Consider the following 19,545-nt stretch of genomic DNA (forward strand, 5'->3'; position numbering starts at 1 on the left):
GGCGGACTATGCCGGGCTTGCCCGTGGTTCGTTGCGGATCGTCGCCAGCCAGACGATCGCAAGCTACTGGTTGCCCGCAAGGCTTGCCGCCTTCCACGAGCGCCACCCGCAGATCGCGGTCGAGCTGGCGATCGACAACACCGAAGGCGCGGCAGCGCAGGTCCTTAGCGGAGCGGCGGAACTCGGTTTCGTTGAAGGCGAAGTGGACGAACCAGCGCTGGCGCATTGGGAAGTCGGACGCGATCCGATGGTGCTGGTCGGACGCAGGGACGCCGAGCGTGTCGACGAGGACTGGCTTCGCGCTGCACGCTGGATCGTCCGCGAGCAGGGTTCGGGCACGCGCTCGACCTTCGAGGACGTGCTGCGAACGCGCGGGTTTGATCCGGCCCAGCTGACGGTAGCGATGACGCTGCCGTCCAACGAGGCGGTGCGTACCGCGGTCGAGGCCGGTGCCGGCGTCGCTGTGTTGTCGCGATTGGTCGTCGCACGCGCGCTCAAGGCCGGCGATCTGGTCGAGCTGGCGCTTGAGTTACCCGATCGCGCCTTCCACGCGCTGCGCCACAAGGAACGCTATCGCACCCGCGCGGCCGACGCGCTGACGGACCTCATCAAGGAGCAGGTCGCATGACTGCCGACGCACCTTCGGCCCTGACCGGCCTCAAGCCGCTAAGCAGGCTCGATCACCCGCGCGAGATGATCCGCCAGTTCACACCCAACTGGTTTGCCGCGACCATGGGCACCGGCATCCTCGCTCTCGCGCTGCCGCAGGTGCCCGGCATCGGCCCCGCGCTCAAACCGATTGGCGAGGTGTTGTGGTTCTTCAACATCGCGCTCTTCATCCTGTTCGCCGGTCTCTATGGCGCGCGCTGGGCGATGTTCGGGCATGAGGCACGGCGCATCTTCGGCCACAACACCGTGTCGATGTTCATCGGGACCATCCCGATGGGCCTGGCGACGATCATCAACGGATGTCTCGCCTTCGGGATCGCGCGATTCGGTAACGGCATCATGCCGGTCGCACACGTCCTGTGGTGGATCGACGTCGCCATGTCGCTCGCCTGCGGCGTGTTGATCCCCTACCTGATGTTTACCCGCCACGAGCACAGCCTGGACGGCATGACCGCGGTATGGCTGCTGCCGGTCGTCGCAGCGGAAGTGGCGGGTGCCAGCGGCGGGCTGCTCGCGCCGCATCTGACCGATCCCCACGCGCAGATCGTGACGCTCGCGACCTCGTATGTGCTGTGGGCCTATTCGGTGCCGGTCGCGTTTGGCATCCTCGCTATTCTGATCCTGCGCATGGCGCTCCACAAGCTCCCGCACGAGAGCATGGCGGCATCCTCCTGGCTCGCGCTGGGGCCGATCGGCACCGGGGCGCTGGGTATGCTGGTGCTTGGGGCGGATGCGCCGGCGATCCTCGCGGCGCACGGGCTGGTCGGTGTCGGTACCGTCGCGCAAGGGATCGGCGTCGTCGCCGGGCTCTGCCTGTGGGGTTTCGGCCTGTGGTGGCTGGCGCTCGCGACGCTCATCACCATCCGCTACTGGCGCGCCGGCGTCCCATTCAACCTTGGCTGGTGGGGCTATACCTTCCCGCTCGGCGTCTACACCGTCGCCACCTTCCGCCTCGGTACGACGCTGAACCTCGGCTTCTTCGGTATCGTCGGCACGGTGCTGACGATCGCGCTCGCGGCGATGTGGCTGCTGGTCGGTGCCAAGACGCTCGCCGGAGCATGGCGCGGCAACCTGTTCGTCTCGCCCTGCATCGCTACCCCGAACTGATCCACCCTGATGATCGGATCAGTCGGTCCGATCACTTGCAGAACGCCCCTTCGATCCGCCAGCGTGGCTGGCCACAGGAGAGCCTTGTCATGGACAATTTTGACGCCGCGCTGGCGAGTGAAACCAGCCGTCGCCGCTTTCTCAGGCGTACGGCGCTCGGCACCGCCGGCCTTGCCGCAGCACCTGCGCTGGCGCAGCAGCTCGTCGACCTGAAGCTGCCTGGCGGCAATGCCGAGCGGCCGATGACCAGCGCCTTTCCTGGCAAGGGCAGCATGATCCTCCAACGCATCCATCCTCCGCTGTTGGAGACGCCGATGGACGTGTTCGACAAGTCGGTGTTCACGCCCAACGACCAGTTCTTCGTCCGCTGGCACTGGGCCGACATCCCGACCTCGATCGACGTCGAGAGCTTTCGCCTCAAGGTCTTCGGCCACGTCAACAGACCGCTGTCGATCAGCCTTGCCCAACTGCTGCGCCTGCCGCGCGTCGAGATGGCAGCGGTCAATCAGTGCTCGGGCAACAGCCGTGGGTTGTTCCAGCCGCGTGTCGCCGGCGCGCAATGGGGCAACGGCGCGATGGGCAATGCCAAATGGCTCGGTGTGCGCCTGCGCGACGTGCTTGATCTCGCCGGGGTCAAAGCAGGCGCGGTACAGGTACGCTTCGGCGCTCTCGATCAGCCGGTCGTCGCTGGCGCCCCCGACTTCGAGAAGGCGCTTGGGCTCGACCATGCCCGCGACGGCGAGGTGATGATCGCCTTCGGCATGAACGGCGAGCAGCTGCCGCTCCTCAACGGCTTCCCTTGCCGGTTGATCGTGCCGGGCTGGTATTCGACCTATTGGGTCAAGATGCTGAACGCGATCGAGGTGCTGCCCGGCCCTGACGACCAATATTGGATGGCCAAGGCTTACAAGATCCCGGCGACGCCGGGCGCCAACGTGATGCCGGGACAGAAAGACTTCCCGACCGTCCCGATTAACCGCATGATCCCGCGTAGCTGGATGACCAGCCTGCCGGATGGCCAGGTGATCGCCTATGAAGCGTCCATCCCGGTTGGCGGGATCGCGATGGGCGGCGACTGCGGCGTCGCCAAGGTCGATGTCTCATCCGATGGTGGCCGCACCTGGTACAGGACGACGCTCGGATCGGATGAGGGCAAGTATAGCTTCCGGCGCTGGGATGGTCGCGTGCCGCTTAGGCGCGGTCCCAACCCCATCATGGTGCGCTGCTGGAACGCCAACGGTGTCGCTCAGCCGATGAAGCCGATCTGGAACCCCGGCGGGTTCATGCGCGGCAACATCGAAACCACCACCATCATTGCGGCCTGAGGAGCGAGTAGCATGAAGACCCCGTCTCCCGGCATCATGGCCGCTGGCCTGATCGGCCTGACCGGCATTATCCTCGTCTCGATCGGGGCGCCGAGCAGCCGCAAGGCGCCTGCCCCGATCTCCGAGACATCCGAGCCGGCACCGCCCACCAGCGTCTCAGCCCGCGGCTTTTCGCTCGCCTCGACCAGCGTCGACCTGCCGGTCGACGACGCGACCTATCCCGATGGTCTGCACGCCGACGTCGTCAACGCCAACTGCACTTCGTGCCACTCGGCCAGCATGGCGCTGACCCAGCCTGCGCTATCGGCGGATCAGTGGAAGGCGACCGTCACCAAGATGCGCGAGGTCTACAAGGCGCCGGTGGCCGAGAAGGATGTCGACGAAATTGTCGCCTATCTCACCGCCATGCCGCATCAGAAGGCGGCACCCGCAACCGGCAAGGCGCAAGACCCCGATCCCAAGGTGGCTCCCGATGTTTCAGGTGGCACCGGCTAACCGAGCCATAATCCCAAAATACCATTTCAATCGGGAAAGTCGTCATAACCGGTCGGTTGTGACGCTGTGGAACCTACCACGGCCTCTCAAGGGTTTGCGTGTGTCAGAACCGTGGTTCAGAATGCCCGCTTCGGAGATCGGCAACGTGCCTCGGCTACGACCGACTTTGGGTCGGGAGCCGACCGGCAGGACGTCGCTGGTGGCCGACCGACTGCTCGTGGGTGGCTAGCTGCCGTCCAGAGAACGGCCGGTTCAATGAGCGCGGTCCACAGGGTTTTCATTGCTCCACATGGCGCGCGCCTAACACTCAAGCGTGATCGAACGCTTGAAGGATCGGACACGGCCCGGCCGAGCCGCTTCCGCACTCTCTCGCGAGATGGCGAAGGGAGGCGCGCACCCGCTCAAGCTCCTGAATCTTGGTGTCCAGCGCCGCAATCCGCTCATTGGCAAGCTCGCGTGCGCGGGCGCGATCGTCGGTTGCGTCGAGCGCTAGCAGTTCGCCGATCTGCTCCAACGTGAATCCGGCTGCCTGCGCCGAGCGGATAAACCGGAGGCGGCGCACGTCATCGACACCGTAGCGCCGAATACCACCGCTCGCGCCGGAGCCTCCGGGTCGGTCCGGCGTATCGAGCAAACCTCGGCGCTGATAGTAGCGCACGGTCTCGACACCGACGTCCCCTTCACGCGCGAGACCCGCAATCGTCAGTGCCGCCATGCCTTGACTCCGTACTATAGTACGGACCCTATATAGGTTCCGCGAACAGGATGGAGAAGTGAGATGGCGACCGCGGCGCCCAAGAAAGCAACGATCTATCGCATGGTGATGCCGACGCACACCTGCCCCTATGGCGTGAAGGCCAAGGATCTGCTGCGCCGGCAAGGTTACGAGGTCGAGGATCATTGGCTGCGCACGCGCGAGGAGACCGACGCGTTCAAGGCGGAGCACGGCGTGAAGACCACACCGCAGACCTTCATCGGGGGCGAGCGGGTAGGGGGTTATGACGATCTGCGCCGCTTCTTCGGCAAGGCGGTGCGCGATCCCAAGGCGGTCACTTACCGGCCCGTAGTCGCGGTGTTCGCCATGACCGCGCTGATGGCGCTCGCGGCCAGCTACGCTGCCTTCGGCTCGCCGTTCACGGTCCGCGCTGGGGAATGGTTCATCGCCTTCTCGATGTGCGTGCTCGCCATGCTGAAGCTTCAGAACGTCGAGAGCTTCTCGAGCATGTTCCTCAACTACGATCTGCTCGCCAAGCGCTGGGTGCCCTATTCCTACGTCTATCCCTACGCAGAAGGTGTTGCGGGCGTGCTGATGGCCGCTGGTGTCCTCACTTGGCTTTCGGTGCCGATCGCGCTCGTCATCGGGACGATCGGTGCGGTATCCGTCATCAAGGCGGTCTATGTCGACAAACGCGAACTCAAGTGCGCCTGCGTGGGTGGGGACAGCAATGTGCCTCTGGGCTTCCTGTCGCTGACTGAGAACGTGATGATGGTCGCCATGGCGCTATGGATGGTGATCGCTCCGGCAGCGCTCTCGATGCCGCACTGAGCCGTTGACTTCAGGTCCAAAAGGCTGCCGATAGCTGGCGTGAAATCCGGATCTCGCCCTCGTGTCAGCTTCGTTCGCACTGCCGTCCTGGCCGTGCTTGCGATGATGCTGCTCGTCCGGTTGGGGCCGATCTGCGAAACCAGTGCTCAAGCAGCTCCGATCGCCTCGGCAATGGCTGGGTGCGAGGAAAAAGGCTCTTCGGCACCGGACAAGAAGGCACCTCAGCCGGCCTGCGCGACGCCCTGCATCGCCGTCCCGGGGGAAGCCCTGGCGAGGGCAGAGCCGTTATTCTCATTCCCGATCGCCGCTTGGCCTTCGCCGACCCCTGTCATGAACGGGTGGCTGATACCGCCCGCCACTCCACCTCCACGAGCCGTGTAACCATCCAACAGGTTTCACACATTCAATCGACGGAGCTTTTAATGACCAAGTTCAAGCTGATCGGCGCAGCGCTGGCGCTCGCCCTTCCGACCGCAGCCTTCGCGGCCGGGTCCTGCTGCGCCGACATGGCGTGCTGCAAAGACGGTGCCGATTGCTGCAAGGACGGCAAGGGCGATTGCTGCAAGGACATGAAGAAGGGCGGCGATCATGCCGGTCACGACATGTCCGGAATGCCCAAAAAGTAAGCCAGGGGAGGGAGGCGTCTGCGCCTCCCTCCTTTTCAGTGGTGGGCGAACACCTTGCGTCCACCAGGTCCGAACGCAACGACGTCGTAGGGCTGGGTCTTCATGCCCGGCATCTCCATGCCCGGCGAGCCCATCGGCATCCCGGCAACCGCGAGCCCCGTCACACCCTTTGGGTGCGTTGCCAGAGCCCGCTTCATGTCGGCGATTGGCACATGACCCTCGAAAGTCATGCCGTCGATGATGGCCGTGTGGCATGAGGCCAAGTCCGCGGGCACGCCCCGGGCCTTCATGAACGCGGGCCGGTTCGCGTCGTCGACGACGCGGACCGCCCGACCGAACTGAGCCTTCACCTGCTGCGCCCACTTCTCGCAACATGGGCAGCCCGGATCGCGGTGCATCAGCACCGGCCCGACAGCCACGGCTGCGACCGGCATGGCGAACGCTGCAACAGCGGCGAGAAGGCGAATGCGGGTCATGTCTATTCCTAGATGGCCGCCCCACCGCAGGCAAACCCTGCGGTGGGGCGGGGGCCGATCACTGTGCAGCCTTGCCGTGCGCCCGCAGCCAGGCGTTCAGCTCGCCGACTTCCTTGTTCTGCTCGGCGATCGTCTTGGTGGCCATCATGCGGACCTTTGCGTCCTTGGTTTCGCGCAACACTATCTGCGACATGGCAATGCCACCGCGATGATGCTCGACCATTTTGCGGACCCAGGTCTCGGTCGCATCAGCGCCCATGGCCGACATCATCTTCTGATGCATCTGCATTTCAGAGGGCGGATAGGGGTTCGCCGGCGTCGGCTTCATCATCTGACCGTGGTTCATGCCCGAATGATCCATGCCCTGCATCTGGGCGATGGCCGGAGCGGCGCCGAGCGCGGCCGCGAGGGCCAAAACAGTCATCTTCTTCATCGTGTCTCTCCTGGGTAAACGCCCCCGCCCACAGGAGGGATACGGGCGCGCGTACCGTATCCCTCACGCCCATGATCGAATTCAGCGGATCGGCTGAAGGGTATTCACCCCGACGCTATCATCAGTTTCAGGTGGGGGAGGGGGAACCTGCTTGTCACGATAGGAAGGCAGGTCGGGCGCATTCGCAGGCGTAGGATTTGCCTCAAGCCTGGCAATGGCCCGCTTCATTTGCGTGATCTCACGAACCTGAGCATCGATGATTCCGTCCGCCAGCTTGCGCACCTCGGGGTCTTTGATGTGCGCGCGCTCGCTCGTCAGGATCGCGATCGAGTGGTGCGGGATCATGGCTTTCATCCAGCTCACGTCATCCACCGTCTCCTGGCTGCGGACGAGCCACAGCGCGAGCGCGAACACTACGATGCTACCGCCGATAATCGCGGCATTCGTCCGCTTGTTCTTGTACATCGACCACATGAAAAGGAGCATGATGATCGCCATCGTGGCGCCCATCACGAAGGCCATCCAGAACCGCGTCTGGCTGAACTCTATATGCCCGAGGGCATAGACGTTCACGTACATCAGCCCGAACATGACAACGGTCGAAGTCGCCACCATTGCCGCAAAACGACCGTAGCCCATGCCCATGTTCATCTTGCCTTGGTGCTCGTCCATCATGCGACTCCCTGTCTGGAAATACGCCCCCCGGCTTTGCGGCGCGGCCGTCTCGGCCAGCGCATGAAGAGAAGGATCGCACCCGACACTGCGAAGACGAGACCGCCTGCGGCGAAAGCGTTGAGCCACGGCGTGTTGAACCGCTCGTGCTCCGTCCAATCCATGATGTGGAGACCCCAGAAGAAGTCGTACAGCCGCCACGTTCCTGTTCGGACCGACGTGAGCCGTCCCGTCTCGGCCGCTACATAGATTCGGGTGGCGTCATCGTCGGCGAACGTTGCACTCCATGCCGGCAGCGCCCCGCGATACTCGGTACTGGCTCGTTCAATCCGCTCGATGGTGGGTGCGGGCACACCAGCCCCCCGATACGCCTTCTGAGCGATCGTCCCGGCCACCCTGGCATCCAATGGTGGGATCGGCGCAGCCGTGCGAGCGTCCAGCAGACGGATGCGACCATCCACAAGCTGTGCCTCAACGATCGCTCGCCCGAGCAGCATTCGGTGCTGAAGCTGGCGGACCGGCGCTCCGGCCGACGCCAGCAAGGCAGGCAACGATGCGAAGCCTTGGGTGCTCGACAGCGCCGGCTCGGCGTTCCGTTCGATCCGGTGATCGCCGTGCACGGTGTCAATGGGGAGCAGGCTCATCACAAGGCCGCTGGTGAACCAGACGATCGCCTGCGCGCCGATCAGGAGAGCAAGCCAGCGGTGGATCTTGCTCGCTCCAAGGTGGAGGCGGAGCCGCGGGCTCAGAACCAGGTCCTCACGCCGGCGACGAAGCTGAAGCCCCCTGTGTCGTCGCCCCGCGCCCGCGAGAAGCGGGCGGTGTCGCCGAACTGCCGTTCCCACGACACGCCGATATAGGGCGCGAACTCACGGCGGCCCTCGTAGCGAAGCCGCAAACCGGCCTCCAGGTCCGTCAGCCCGGAGCCGATCCCGGTCTCCCGCACGTCCTGGGCGGCGAAGTTGGCCTCTACCCTGGGCTGGAGAACGAAGTAGTTGGTGATGCGCTGGTCGTAATAGCCCTCGGCGCGGGCGAGCACGTCCCCCTTGTCGGAGAGGAACAGCGCGCCCTCGACCTCGAACTGGTAGGGGGCCAAGCCCTCGATCCCGATCGTCGCATAGGTGCGCGACGGGTTCGGCTTGAAGTCGTAGCGGACGCCGGCCTGGAGATTCCAATAGGGATCGAGGGCATGGCTGTAGAGCGCCTGCACCTCGGCGCTCTCCAGCGCCTTGCCGAAACCACCTTCGCCTTCTGACTTCAGCCAAAGGCGATTGATGTCGCCTCCGACCCAAGCCTCGCCATCCCAGCGGTAGCCGTCGCTTCCTTTGCGGGCCTGATACTCCGCAAGATTGAAGAGCACCTGATAGTAGGTCATCCCGCCATGCTCGCGCCGCAGGTCGTTCTCGCGGGAGCTGGCCATGGCATCCGCCCCCCAGAAACGATCGGCGAGATGATCGCCGGGCGGAGCGGGAGCGGGCTTGTTGCCGGGGGGGAGGTCGGTCCCGATCTTGGCGCCTGTCTGGCTACCATCCATCGCCATGCCGGGCATCGCGCTCATGTCGTGCCCGGCGTGCGGGTCCTGCCCGGCTGCTGCCGGGGAACCCATGCCGGGCATGGCGGACATGTCGTGCCCGGCGTGCGGATCTTGCGCGGGCGCGGGCTGCTGCTGAGCGCCCATGTCCATTCCCTGCATCCCGCTCATGTCGTGACCGGCGTGCGGATCGGCCACCCGAGCCGGCGCGGCCTGAGCGCGACGCGGGGCCCTCCGAACCTGGGCCTTCCGCTTGGCCGCGGGCTTGGCTGCCGCTTTCCGCGCGGGCTTGGGGGTCGCCTTGGCCGCGGGCTTCGCCGGCATGGTCATTCCCGGCATGTTGTGCATGGAATGATCCATGCTCTGCCCGAACACAGGGCCGGCGACGACTGCCGAGGCAAGGCCGGCGAGAAGGAGTGACCGGTTCACGCTGATGCCTCCCCGGCCTTGCGGACCTGGACGACGCGCATCATCCCTGCGTGCATGTGGTAGAGCATGTGGCAGTGGAACGCCCAATCGCCTTCCTCGCCTGTCACGTCCCAGCTCACCGTGCCGCCTGGCTGGACGAGCACGGTATGCTTCCGGGGCGCATAGGCACCTTTCCCCGTCACCAGGTCGAAGAAGTGACCGTGGATGTGAATGGGATGGCCCATCATCGTGTCGTTGATGAGGGTGACACGCACCCGTTCGCCGTGCAGCAGGGTGATCGGATCGGGGCTCTCCGACAGCTTCTCGCCATCGAAACCCCACATGTACCGCTCCATATTACCGGTAAGGTGGAGCTTGATCTCGCGCTCGGGTGCCCGCGTGTCGGGATTGCGATCGAGTGCCACCAGATCGCGATAGGTCAGCACGCGGTGCCCGACATTCTCGAGGCCCTGACCGGGCTCGCCCGTGCGATCGACTGGCATGGCCGAAATGGTCTGGACACCCGGACCCTTCTTCACACCCGGGGCCTTCGAGAAATCGCGCATGTTCATGCTGCCCATGTCCATTCCGGCCATCGGCTGCCCATCTGTCATGCCCGGCATCGCACCCGACCCATGATCCATCCCGGGCATGGCGCCGCTCTGACCCTGCGGCGCGGTCATCCCGGCCATGGCGCCGGCAGCAGCGCCGGCGGCACCATGGTTCATCTGGGAATGGTCCATGCCCTGCATCGAACCGGCACCTGCGCCATGGTCCATACCGCCATGGTCCATGCCCGCCATTGATCCAGCCTGTGCGCCCGTCGCAGCGCTTCCCATGCCCTGCATGGAGCCGTGATCCATCGTGCTCATGTCATGGCCGCCCATGCCCATGTCCTTCATGGTCGCGAGCGGCCGCTTGCGAAGTGGCGGGACTTCGGCAGCCATGCCCTCGCGGGGTGCGAGCGTCGCGCGCGCCATGCCGGAGCGATCGACGCTCTCGCCCACCAGCGTGTAGGCGCGCATGTCGGGCGGCGTGACGATCGCGTCATAGGTCTCGGCCGGGCCGAACTGGAACTCGTCGATCTGAACGGGGCGCACGTTCAACCCATCAGCCGCGACGATCGTCATCGGCAGGCCGGGGATGCGGACGTTGAAGGTCGTCATGGACGATGCGTTGATGAACCGAAGCCGCACCCGCTCGCCCGGCCGGAACAGCGCGGTCCAATTGTCCTTGGGACCATGGCCGTTGACCAGATAGGTGTAGGTCGAGGCGGTCACGTCGGCGACATCGGCGGGGTCCATCCGCATCTTGCCCCACATCAGCCGCTCTTTGAGCGGCTGATCCTTGCCCGCCAGCAGCCCGCTTAGGGTCTGGCGCTGGCGGTTGAAGTAGCCCGACTCCTTCTTGAGGCGGTCGAACAGGTAGTGCGGGTGCTGGAAGCTGTGATCGGACAGCACGATGACGTGCTCGCGATCGAACTGCACCGGGTCGGGGTCCTTGGGGTCGATCAGGATCGGCCCGTAGTGCCCCTCCTGCTCCTGGAGCCCCGAGTGGCTGTGATACCAGTAGGTGCCGCTCTGGATGATCGGGAACTCGTAGGTGAAGGTCGATCGTGCCGGGATGCCTGGAAAGGCAATGCCGGGCACGCCGTCCATCTGAAAGGGCACCAGCAGCCCGTGCCAATGAATAGAGGTTTCCTCATCCAGATCATTAACGACGTGGAGGCGCACGTTCTGCCCCTCGCGCAAGCGGATGAGCGGAGCAGGCACGGTGCCGTTGATGCCGATCGCGTGGCTCTGCCGCCCGTCGATCATCATCATCTGGTGAGCGATCTTTAGCGTAATGTCGTCGCCCGAAACTGTCGGCAACGGCTTGGCGATGCCCGCGGACACCGGCTGCGCCCACGCCGGCATATAGGCCGACAGAGCAAGGCCGCTTCCGGCTAGGGTGGCACCGCGCAGCACTTGGCGGCGGTCGAGAACGCGCGACATGAAAGCTCCTAGAAGGTGGGCCGCTACCGGCCCGTTTCACTCCTTCTACGCGTCCCGCACGCCGATCCCTTGTTCGGTGTTCAACTTTTCGAGGAGGCGCGAGCGGGCACGGTAGAGGCGGGTTTCGACAGCCTTCTGGCTGATCCCCAGCACGTCGGCGGTTTCGGCTTGGCTCAAACCCTCGATGGTGCGCAGCACCAGAGCCTCTTTTAGATTCATGGGCAGAGCGGAAATGGCATCTGTTACCCGGTCCAACTCCTGGCGGTCGGCTGCGCCGTCGTCGATTGCCACCTGATCGTCCACCACAGCTTCAGCCCGATGATCGATGGGGGCCGCGAAGGAGAAGAACCGGCGCACCGTGCGCTTTCGCGCCCAGTCACGACATTTGTTGATCGCGATCGTCGAAAGCCACGCTCTCATGGCGCGCTGCCCGTCGTAGCGCGGGAGGGCCTGGTGTGCGGCGACGAACGTCTCCTGCACCAGATCAAGCGCTTCGTCGGGTTCGCCGACGCATGCCCGCGCGAGCCGGAACACCGGCTGTTGGTAGCGTCGCACGATTTCGGCAAAAGCGGCCTGCCGACCGGCAATGCTGAGCGTCGCCAGCTCGCCATCGGACAGCGTGGTCCAATCGAGGCTCACCCCTGGCCGTCGGTGAGCGCCTTCACCACCGCAGCATCGAATTGAGAGGTCTGATCGGTGCGCAGAAGCTGCCGCATGGCAAAGATATGCGCCAACGTGGCCTTCTGCAGCTCGCCCATCGCGGCATGGCTCTGATCGACCGCGGCCGTGACCCGCGGGCCGTTGCCGTGCTCGGCCTCGATCGCCTCGGCGAGCCGAGCATTGGTCGCGCGCAACTCCAGCTCGAGAGCGCGCCGTTGCACCGCGAACCGGTCCTCCAGAACCTTCAGCTTTGCCTGCTGATCGGCATCGAGCGCGAGCTTGTGGTGCAGGACCTCGTGCAGCGCGGCGCCCGGCTGCTTGGGCTGGGGCAACAGCGCACGTCCAACGAACACGCCCCCGATCGCCGCGAGAAAGGCGAGTACGACACACAGCAGGACGCGCTTGGTCGAGGTCACGGCTCGCCGATCAGCAAAGTCGAGGGTGCGAGCGGCGAGGCCCCGCCGAGCGGTGCGAGCGACACCGCGGGGCTCGCGGTCGCGGGCAGCTCGGCGCCGATCATGCCGATCGCCAATGCCGCGACCGTCACCGCACCGATGCCGAGCCCGGCCTGTCGCACGACCGGCCGTGTGCCGATGCGCGCGAGAACACGTGCTTCGACGTCGTCCAGCGCAGCCGGAACAGGTGCTCCCGCCAACCTCACCAACGCTCTGTCCAGATCATCCATGTTTTCCACTCCGCCCCTCTAACACTGGTTACGCAGCGCTGCCCATCATCCCTCATCGGTCGCGTAAGGGGTGCGCGACCGTGCCGCGTAGAATGGACAGAACATCACGGAGTAACCGCATGCGTCGCGCCCTAATCCCTGCCGCCCTTGCCATCCTCGGGCTAGCCAGCGCCGCCCAGGCTCATCCTAAGTTGCTGTCAGCCTCACCGGCGCCAAACGCGACTGTCGCCAAGCCCGCGCGTCTCGCGCTTCGGTTCAGCGAAAAGCTGATGCCGAAGTTCTCGGGCGCGGACCTGATGATGACCGCGCATGGCGGCACCGCGCACGCGCCCATGAAGGTCGCGGCTGCGGCCGGAGTCGCCGATGATGGCCGCACGCTCGTCGTCACGCCCAAGGCGCCGCTCGCCGCGGGGCGCTACAGCGTCGCTTGGCACGTGGTCTCGGTTGACACCCACCGGGTAGCCGGAAACTTCGCCTTCGCGGTCAAGTAAGGGTGGAGACCGACTGGCCGCTGATCGCGGTTCGCTTCGCGCTTTATGCAACGCTGAGCGGATTGTTCGGCTTGTCGGCCTTCAGTCTCTACGGCCTCAAAGCCGGCGAGCGCGCCGACGCGCTCGCCTTGCGCCCCTGGCTCGTCGGAAGCGGCCTGCTCGGCCTCCTGTTCTCCGGGATCGCCCTCGCGCTGCTCGCGGCGGCGATGGCCGGGGCACCGCCCTGGCCAGTCGATCAGGAGGCGATCGGGATGCTCCTTTCCGGGTCCGCGACCGGCACCGCGTGGGAAGCGCGCATGGCTGCGCTCGTGGTGGCGTCGGTCGCGGCCCTCGTGGCAGCCGGTCGCGCGGCTTTGCTCGGCCTGGTGGCGTTCGCTGCGGCCGTGGCGCTCGCCACGCTTGCTTGGACAGGACATGGCGCGATGGACGAGGGCGCTGTTGGCTGGGTGCATCTGGGCGCCGACATTCTCCACCTGCTTGCGGGCGGAGCCTGGGCCGGAGCCCTGCTCGGGCTCGTGCTTCTCGTCGCCCGGCCGGCCGGTCGCGTCGACGCCGCCCATCTGACCCTGACGCATCGCGCCCTGCACGGGTTCGGCCTGGTCGGCACGATCCTCGTCGGCACCATCGTCGTCACTGGCATCGTCAATGTGTGGTTGCTGGTCGGCCTGGCCAAGCTGCCGGACCTCCCGACTACGCGCTACGGCCAGCTTCTGATAGCCAAGCTTGCCCTCTTCGGCGCGATGCTCGCGCTCGCATCGCTTAACCGCTTTCGCCTCACGCCGGCGATCAAGCGATCGATCGCCGCGGCCGATCATCACGGCGCGCTTCGCGCCCTGCGGCGCAGCCTTGCGGTCGAGGCGAGCTGCGCAGTGGCGATTCTGGCGCTCGTTGCATGGCTGGGAACACTCGAACCACCCGCTTCGGTGATGTGAGGGCGGGCGGCCGAACGCCGCCCGCCTCGCCGCTCACACGGCCATCTTCTCGCATTCCTCGGCGCACCGCTCGCACGCAGCGACGCATTCCTCCATGCCGTCCAGCTCTTTGCAGCTCGCCGCGCAGGCCCGGCAAATCCGGGCGCAGATGCCGCACACGAGCTTATGCTGGTCGGAGCCGCGGGCCATGAAGTCGAGCGAGGTGGCGCAAACCTGCGCGCAATCCAACATGATCTTGATGTGGTCAGGCGCAGCGTGCGCACCGCCTACCTGAAGGCAATGCTGGGTTGTCATCGACAGGCAGGTGATGTGGCAGTGGTGGCAGGCATCCATGCAGGCCTGCATTTCGGCGCTCATCTGGTCGTGCATCGGTCGTCTCCGCTAAGCCCCCCGCCCTTAGAACAATACGCGGCATGCCGGTTTGGCCCTCGGCTACATGGCCTCATTCTTCGCCGGTCGGCAGGGTTTTCACCGCTTCGGTTTAGGACCACGCTTCACTGTTTCACGCCAAGGCCGCGCAGGAGACGGAAGAGCGACCCGTAGCGATGCCGCCCTGCCGCGAACGCCATCCATCGTTCTGCCCATTTCTCTGGCGATCGTCGCTAACGGCTGCCTCGCGGCGATCCGATGGCGAAGCTCTGCGTCGGCTTCCTCCGTCCATCGCCATCGCTTTCTCGTCGTCACATCGGGCTCACGGGTGCAGGTGCCCGGTGCCCTCGCAAGGATCGGCTGCTGCCTCGGTCTGGATCGTACAATACTCAATCCCGAACAGTTTCATGCCACCGTGTTCTTTGGATCGCGGTAACGCAGCAGGCGCAGCGCGTTGATGACGACTAGCAAAGTCGAACCTTCGTGAACGGCCACCGCCGGGCCAATCCCAAGACCGAGGATTGTCGCCGGCACGAGGAAAGCGACTACGCCTAGGCTTACGAACACGTTCTGGCGAATTATACCACGCGTCTGTCGGCTTAGGCCCACCGCGAACGGCAGGTGCGCGAGGTCATCGGCCATCAACGCCACGTCAGCCGTCTCCAGGGCGACGTCCGAGCCGGCAGCGCCCATCGCGATCCCCACTGTCGCGTTGGCCATTGCCGGTGCGTCGTTGACGCCATCACCCACCATCGCGACCTTGTCGGTCTCCGCCATCTTCTTGATCGATGCGACTTTGTCCTCAGGCATGAGGTCGCCCCAGGCTTCATCGAGACCGACATCCTTGGCGATTGCCTCTGCAACCTTCTGGTGATCGCCCGAGATCATGATCATCCGGGTGATGCCCATGCCGCGCAGACGCTCCAGCGCAGCCTTGGCTTCGCCACGCGGCGTATCGAGCAACCCGATGGCACCAAGATCGCGATCGCCTTTCCTCACCACCATCGTCGTGCGACCGTTTTCGCGCAGCTCTGCCACGGCGGCCGTTGCCGCCGCTCCCAGCGTGGGGACGCCCTCTGCACCGAACATTTCGACCTTGCCGATCCACACCGTTTCACCGTCGACGGTCGCAACCACACCGCGACCGGTAAGGCTCTTGAGGTCGCTCGCAGCCGGTATCGCGTTGTCACCAAGCCTGTCTCGTCCGTCCTTGACGATTGCCTGTGCCAACGGGTGATCGCTCAGGCCTTCAACGGCGACGGCAACCGCCAGCAGGTCGGTTTCGCTCGCGCCATCGACCGGCACCACGTCGGTGATGCGAGGACGACCTTCAGTCAGTGTCCCCGTTTTGTCGAATGCGATAGCCTTCAACGACCCAAGATTTTCGAGCGCCGCACCGCCCTTGACCAGCACACCGCCCCGAGCGGCGCGGGCCACTCCGGACAGAACGGCGCTCGGCGTTGCGATAGCCAGCGCACACGGGCTCGCCGCGACCAGGACTGCCATTGCCCGATAGAAACTATCGCGGAACGGCTCGTCCACCACCACCCAGGCGAAGAGCAGCAGGACGGTGAGGATCAGCACGGCGGGCACGAAGATGCGCTCGAACCGGTCGGTAAAGCGCTGCGTCGGCGATTTCTGCGTCTCTGCCTCGCTGACCATCTTCACGACCTTGGCGAGCGTGCTTTCGCTTGCCCGACGCGTCACCTCGATTTCGATCGCGGCACCTCCGTTGATCGTGCCAGCGAAGACACGGGAGGCGGCATCGACGGCGTCGGGCTTCGCGCGGGCCACTGCGACATCGGCGACAGGTGCCTTGTCGACAGGAATGCTTTCGCCGGTCACGGGCGCTTGATTGATTGCGCTCAAGCCCTTGATGACAAAGCCATCGGCCGGGAGGCGTTCATTGGGGCGGACGATCGCGACGTCGCCAACCTGTAGTTGTTCGGCCGGGATTTCCAGGGTTTGCCCGTCGCGGCGCACCGTTGCGGTCTCGGGAGCGAGTTCAGCCAATGCCTCAATCGCGCGTTTCGCGCGGCCCATTGCGTAATGTTCGAGGGCATGGCCGATGCTGAAGAGGAACAGCAGCAGCGCACCTTCCGCCCATGCGCCCAAAGCAGCCGCACCGGCTGCCGCGACAAGCATCAGCGTATCGATCTCGAACTTCTTGAGTTTCAGATTGTCGATCGCCTCGCGCAACGTGAAGAACCCGCCGAAGCCGTAAGCCGCGATGTAGAGGGCGGTCGGAAGCCATTCCGGCGTCCCGGCCACCAGTTTTTCAATGGCGAAGCCGATTCCCAGCATTGCGCCACAGGCGAGCGCAAAGATAAGCTCGGTGTTCGGTCCGAGAAAATCAGCATGGGAGTGGTCATGCCCGTCACCCGGGCCATGCTTCTCCTCGCCGGCAGCATGGCCGCCGGGGCCATGGTCGTGGTCGGCGTGATCGTCGGTTGTGAGCTGCTTGGGTCGCTTGAGCCCGAGCCCGGCAAGCGCGTCAACGATCGCGCTTTCGGTGATCCGCTCACGGTCGAATTCCACCCGTACCGTGCCGGCCGAACTGGCGTCGGCCTGAAGGACGCCAGGGATCGCACAAAGCGTCTCCCCTATTGTCCGGGCGCGGCGTTCATGGCCGATTCCCTTCACCTCCCAAGCCGCGTGGCCGTACCGCCCGCTGATCTCGGCGCCCGCCGCACGAACCATCTCGCGTACGCGGGGCAGCGGCAGCGCCGTGGGGTCGAAATGGATGCAGAGCTTGGCCGGAGTGTCCCCTGCGGCGGGCAAGACATGCGCGCGATCTACGCCAGGCTTGGCGCTCAACGTCGAGACGAGCCGGCCGACGCAGGCATCGGCCTCATCCGGCACTTCAGGAAGGAGGACAGGTATGTCGAGTTCGAGTTTGTCGGTCATGCGGTCTTGTCCTCGTCGCTTTTGCTTTCGGCGCGGGCGTCGCGCAGGATCTCGATGCCGCCCTTGATCGCGATCAGCGCTGTCGCGAGCCCGACCACGAGGTCGGGCCAGTTCGTCCCCAGCCAGAGGACAAGCGCGCCGGCTATCAGAATGCCGCCATTCGAGATGAAATCGTTGAAGCTGAACGTCGTCGCTGCCCGCAGATTGACGTCAGGCTGTTCGATCCGCTGAAGGAGCCGCAGGCAAATATAGTTCACGACAGCGGCAACGGCCGACATTGCCATCATCGTCGGACCAATCGGCTCGCTGCCCTGAATATATCGGCGGCCGACATCGAGAAGGATGCCGACAGCAAAAAGCAACAGCATCACGCCCGAAGCCGTAGCCGCACGGGTCTTCCAGACCGGTCCGTGGCTTAACGCCACCAGACTGAGGGCGTAGACGGCCGTGTCCGACAGGTTGTCGACACCATTGGCGATCAGGGCGCTGGAATCGCCGATCAGGCCGGTGGCGAAGAAACCTGCGGCGATCGCCGCGTTGAGCAACAGCACAATCCAGAGCGTGCGACGCTCGTCGGAGACCTGCCCGTTCTGTGAAGCCGTCATGCCATAATTTCCTCAATCAGGAGGAGCGCGAGGAAGCCGACAAAGAACATCGCGCTGATAAGCGACGAGTCCGGCTTCTCGTGCGCCTCGACCAGCAGTTCTTCGGTGACGAGGTAGAGCAGCGCCATCAGGCCGAAGCTCAGAAATCCGGTGATCCACACCGGCGCCAACAACGCCACCGGCTGCGCGACCAGCGCGCCGATCGGCACCAGCAGTGCCAGCACGCAGGTCAGTCCGATCGCCTTCATCTTGCGATACCGGCCTGCCAGATCGTTGGTGAGGGTCAGGGCCAGGAACAGCACTTCGAGGGTCAACGCGACCGCCAGCAGCGTGCCGGCCTTCTCGCCGGCGATGAACGCGAGGCCGAGGACCAGGCCGTCTATCGCAAGATCGAGTCCGATCGCGGCGAGGAGCGCGACAGGTCCCTCAAACCGGTTTTCCGCGGCCTTGAGGCCGAGCATCACGGCGACGCCAAGCGCTCCGCCGATAAGCGTGGCGGTCGGAGACCCGCCGTGCTTCACCAGCGGCAGGATCTCTGTCGCAGCGGCGGCGAACACCACGCCGGCCGCCAGGTGCTGCATGGCCGCGACCAGCTTCTCCCCTGGCGTGCGCCACCCGGCGATGAGTGCCCCGATCATAATCGCGAGCATGGGGATCAGGGAGAATTTGAGCGCTGCCATCGTCAGGCCCGTTCAATCCGAGCGCGATCAGTCATTGCCGCGTTTCCTTTCTGCACACGACGGGACGCTGCCCCGCCGCCTCAATCCTGATTTCGTTGCCCGAGAAGGTCGCGCTTTGGGCGTCGCCAACATATTGCAGCCCCTGCGAGGGCGCGGTGAGGACGATCGGCGCTGCGCGAGCGTCGCTCCGCAACTCCACCGTCAGACCTTGGTCTTTAAAATCGATCAGAAGCGCCCGATTATCGTCACACCGATAAGGGTGACGACCGGGTGTGCCATTGGGGACACCACTGTCGCTGGCATGAATCTCCTGCTCGGTCGGCGGCCCCTTTCGGGGCTGTTCCGAGCAGCCCGAGAGGATGACCAGCGCCGCACCCATGCTCAGGCTGGCGGCCGCAGCACGAAACGCTGTCATTTCCGCCTCCGCTGTCCATTTACCCCGGCACGGACAGGCGGGGTGCGATGCTTTGACAACGGCGAAGCAGACAGACGCCGAAGATGGCGCTCAAGGCACTCGTCAGATCGGACCAGGCTAGCCTGAAGCTTGCGACGCATCAGCGCCGCCAATGGAGAGGCGAGAAGGCCCGAAAAACGCAAGCTATGGCGCAGACGCGTGCCCGTAGAGTCCCCTTCCAACGCATAGGCTTCCTCAAACAGGAGGAACTTGGCGACGCCGGCGGTCCAGGCAAATGCCAACGGCTTGTCGGCGCGGATGATGTCGGCCTTCGACGTCATGGACCTGTCGAGTCCGCCGATGCGGAATGTGTAGGTAGCATCGCCACCAGGGACAGCGGCGCCGGAGAGCTGAATGAAGGGCTTCCAACGCGGATGCCCGGCAAAGTCCGTGAGAACCGTCCATACGCGCAGCGGCGGTGCATTGAGGGCCGTCACATTATCTATCGTCGTCATCTGTGCACCTCCCTTTCCGGTTTGT

The 19,545-nt window shown here is 65.0% G+C and carries 24 protein-coding genes; 8 read left to right on the forward strand and 16 right to left on the reverse strand.

What is annotated here, in order from left to right:
- The 4 genes from ASE59_RS08140 to ASE59_RS08155 all read left to right on the forward strand — a co-directional run.
- Positions 1-628: LysR substrate-binding domain-containing protein (locus tag ASE59_RS08140; RefSeq protein WP_235515691.1), on the forward strand; the 628-nt coding region annotated here is incomplete at its 5' end.
- Positions 625-1,776, forward strand: a complete 1,152-nt coding sequence (locus ASE59_RS08145; protein ID WP_056025209.1) for a TDT family transporter — start codon at positions 625-627, stop codon at positions 1,774-1,776. The genes ASE59_RS08140 and ASE59_RS08145, both read left to right, overlap by 4 nt.
- Before the next feature lie 89 nt (positions 1,777-1,865).
- Positions 1,866-3,101, forward strand: coding sequence for a molybdopterin-dependent oxidoreductase (locus ASE59_RS08150; RefSeq protein ID WP_056025213.1), 1,236 nt, complete (start codon positions 1,866-1,868; stop codon positions 3,099-3,101).
- Between the two features lie 12 nt (positions 3,102-3,113).
- Complete coding sequence (locus ASE59_RS08155) at positions 3,114-3,596, forward strand: c-type cytochrome (RefSeq protein WP_056025216.1); 483 nt, start codon at positions 3,114-3,116, stop codon at positions 3,594-3,596.
- 307 nt (positions 3,597-3,903) lie between these two features.
- On the opposite strand, the gene ASE59_RS08160 is transcribed toward ASE59_RS08155, so the two are convergent.
- Complete coding sequence (locus ASE59_RS08160) at positions 3,904-4,311, reverse strand: MerR family transcriptional regulator (RefSeq protein WP_056454901.1); 408 nt, start codon at positions 4,309-4,311, stop codon at positions 3,904-3,906.
- 63 nt (positions 4,312-4,374) lie between these two features.
- On the opposite strand from ASE59_RS08160, the gene ASE59_RS08165 reads away from it, so the two are divergent.
- Positions 4,375-5,142: a MauE/DoxX family redox-associated membrane protein gene (locus ASE59_RS08165; protein WP_056025222.1), complete on the forward strand. Its 768-nt coding sequence runs from the start codon at positions 4,375-4,377 to the stop codon at positions 5,140-5,142.
- A 422-nt stretch (positions 5,143-5,564) separates the two neighbouring features.
- Positions 5,565-5,768 carry a hypothetical protein gene (locus tag ASE59_RS08170; RefSeq protein WP_056025225.1) on the forward strand — a complete coding sequence of 68 codons (204 nt, stop codon included), beginning with the start codon at positions 5,565-5,567 and terminating at the stop codon, positions 5,766-5,768.
- A gap of 35 nt (positions 5,769-5,803) precedes the next feature.
- Here ASE59_RS08170 and ASE59_RS08175 read toward each other — a convergent pair whose 3' ends face one another.
- The 9 genes from ASE59_RS08175 to ASE59_RS08215 all read right to left on the reverse strand — a co-directional run bounded on the left by ASE59_RS08175 (position 5,804) and on the right by ASE59_RS08215 (position 12,627).
- Positions 5,804-6,244 (reverse strand): DUF411 domain-containing protein, encoded by a 441-nt coding sequence (locus ASE59_RS08175; protein WP_056025228.1) that lies wholly within the window; start codon positions 6,242-6,244, stop codon positions 5,804-5,806.
- 58 nt (positions 6,245-6,302) lie between these two features.
- Positions 6,303-6,677 (reverse strand): DUF305 domain-containing protein, encoded by a 375-nt coding sequence (locus tag ASE59_RS08180; RefSeq protein ID WP_056025231.1) that lies wholly within the window; start codon positions 6,675-6,677, stop codon positions 6,303-6,305.
- An 81-nt stretch (positions 6,678-6,758) separates the two neighbouring features.
- Positions 6,759-7,349 (reverse strand): DUF305 domain-containing protein, encoded by a 591-nt coding sequence (locus ASE59_RS08185; protein WP_199860401.1) that lies wholly within the window; start codon positions 7,347-7,349, stop codon positions 6,759-6,761.
- On the reverse strand, positions 7,349-8,104 hold the full coding sequence (locus tag ASE59_RS08190; protein WP_056025355.1) for a PepSY domain-containing protein: 756 nt from the start codon (positions 8,102-8,104) through the stop codon (positions 7,349-7,351). The genes ASE59_RS08185 and ASE59_RS08190 overlap by 1 nt, the downstream gene beginning before the upstream one ends.
- Positions 8,095-9,309, reverse strand: coding sequence for a copper resistance protein B (locus ASE59_RS08195; protein WP_056454905.1), 1,215 nt, complete (start codon positions 9,307-9,309; stop codon positions 8,095-8,097). The genes ASE59_RS08190 and ASE59_RS08195 overlap by 10 nt, the downstream gene beginning before the upstream one ends.
- A complete protein-coding gene (locus tag ASE59_RS08200) occupies positions 9,306-11,282 on the reverse strand; it encodes a copper resistance system multicopper oxidase (RefSeq protein ID WP_056025238.1) in 1,977 nt (658 codons plus the stop codon). Before ASE59_RS08200 ends, ASE59_RS08195 begins: the two co-directional genes overlap by 4 nt.
- Before the next feature lie 45 nt (positions 11,283-11,327).
- Positions 11,328-11,921, reverse strand: coding sequence for an RNA polymerase sigma factor (locus tag ASE59_RS08205; RefSeq protein WP_056025241.1), 594 nt, complete (start codon positions 11,919-11,921; stop codon positions 11,328-11,330).
- Complete coding sequence (locus ASE59_RS08210; RefSeq protein ID WP_056025244.1) at positions 11,918-12,358, reverse strand: periplasmic heavy metal sensor; 441 nt, start codon at positions 12,356-12,358, stop codon at positions 11,918-11,920. The genes ASE59_RS08205 and ASE59_RS08210 overlap by 4 nt, the downstream gene beginning before the upstream one ends.
- The gene (locus ASE59_RS08215) at positions 12,355-12,627 is read right to left on the reverse strand and encodes a hypothetical protein (RefSeq protein ID WP_056025246.1); all 273 of its coding nucleotides are present in this window, start codon (positions 12,625-12,627) and stop codon (positions 12,355-12,357) included. Before ASE59_RS08215 ends, ASE59_RS08210 begins: the two co-directional genes overlap by 4 nt.
- Before the next feature lie 119 nt (positions 12,628-12,746).
- Between ASE59_RS08215 and copC the strand changes: the two genes are divergently transcribed.
- A complete protein-coding gene (gene copC, locus ASE59_RS08220) occupies positions 12,747-13,118 on the forward strand; it encodes a copper homeostasis periplasmic binding protein CopC (protein ID WP_056025248.1) in 372 nt (123 codons plus the stop codon).
- A 2-nt stretch (positions 13,119-13,120) separates the two neighbouring features.
- Positions 13,121-14,050, forward strand: a complete 930-nt coding sequence (copD, locus tag ASE59_RS08225; RefSeq protein ID WP_056454908.1) for a copper homeostasis membrane protein CopD — start codon at positions 13,121-13,123, stop codon at positions 14,048-14,050.
- A gap of 33 nt (positions 14,051-14,083) precedes the next feature.
- Here the strand turns inward: copD and ASE59_RS08230 are convergent, their stop codons facing one another.
- The 6 genes from ASE59_RS08230 to ASE59_RS19115 form a co-directional block, all read right to left on the reverse strand.
- Positions 14,084-14,419 carry a four-helix bundle copper-binding protein gene (locus tag ASE59_RS08230; RefSeq protein WP_056454911.1) on the reverse strand — a complete coding sequence of 112 codons (336 nt, stop codon included), beginning with the start codon at positions 14,417-14,419 and terminating at the stop codon, positions 14,084-14,086.
- Positions 14,420-14,824: 405 nt separating this feature from the next.
- Complete coding sequence (locus tag ASE59_RS08235) at positions 14,825-17,326, reverse strand: heavy metal translocating P-type ATPase (protein ID WP_056454913.1); 2,502 nt, start codon at positions 17,324-17,326, stop codon at positions 14,825-14,827.
- The gene (locus tag ASE59_RS08240; RefSeq protein WP_056454916.1) at positions 17,323-17,931 is read right to left on the reverse strand and encodes a cation transporter; all 609 of its coding nucleotides are present in this window, start codon (positions 17,929-17,931) and stop codon (positions 17,323-17,325) included. Before ASE59_RS08240 ends, ASE59_RS08235 begins: the two co-directional genes overlap by 4 nt.
- Positions 17,928-18,611: a ZIP family metal transporter gene (locus ASE59_RS08245; RefSeq protein ID WP_056454919.1), complete on the reverse strand. Its 684-nt coding sequence runs from the start codon at positions 18,609-18,611 to the stop codon at positions 17,928-17,930. The genes ASE59_RS08240 and ASE59_RS08245 overlap by 4 nt, the downstream gene beginning before the upstream one ends.
- Positions 18,612-18,642: 31 nt before the next feature.
- A complete protein-coding gene (locus tag ASE59_RS08250; RefSeq protein ID WP_056454922.1) occupies positions 18,643-19,026 on the reverse strand; it encodes a hypothetical protein in 384 nt (127 codons plus the stop codon).
- On the reverse strand, positions 19,023-19,520 hold the full coding sequence (locus ASE59_RS19115; protein ID WP_162235282.1) for an SRPBCC domain-containing protein: 498 nt from the start codon (positions 19,518-19,520) through the stop codon (positions 19,023-19,025). The genes ASE59_RS08250 and ASE59_RS19115 overlap by 4 nt, the downstream gene beginning before the upstream one ends.
- Between the last annotated feature and the right edge of the window lie 25 nt (positions 19,521-19,545).

This window comes from Sphingomonas sp. Leaf10, from assembly GCF_001421245.1.
In the GTDB taxonomy this organism is placed as follows: domain Bacteria; phylum Pseudomonadota; class Alphaproteobacteria; order Sphingomonadales; family Sphingomonadaceae; genus Sphingomonas.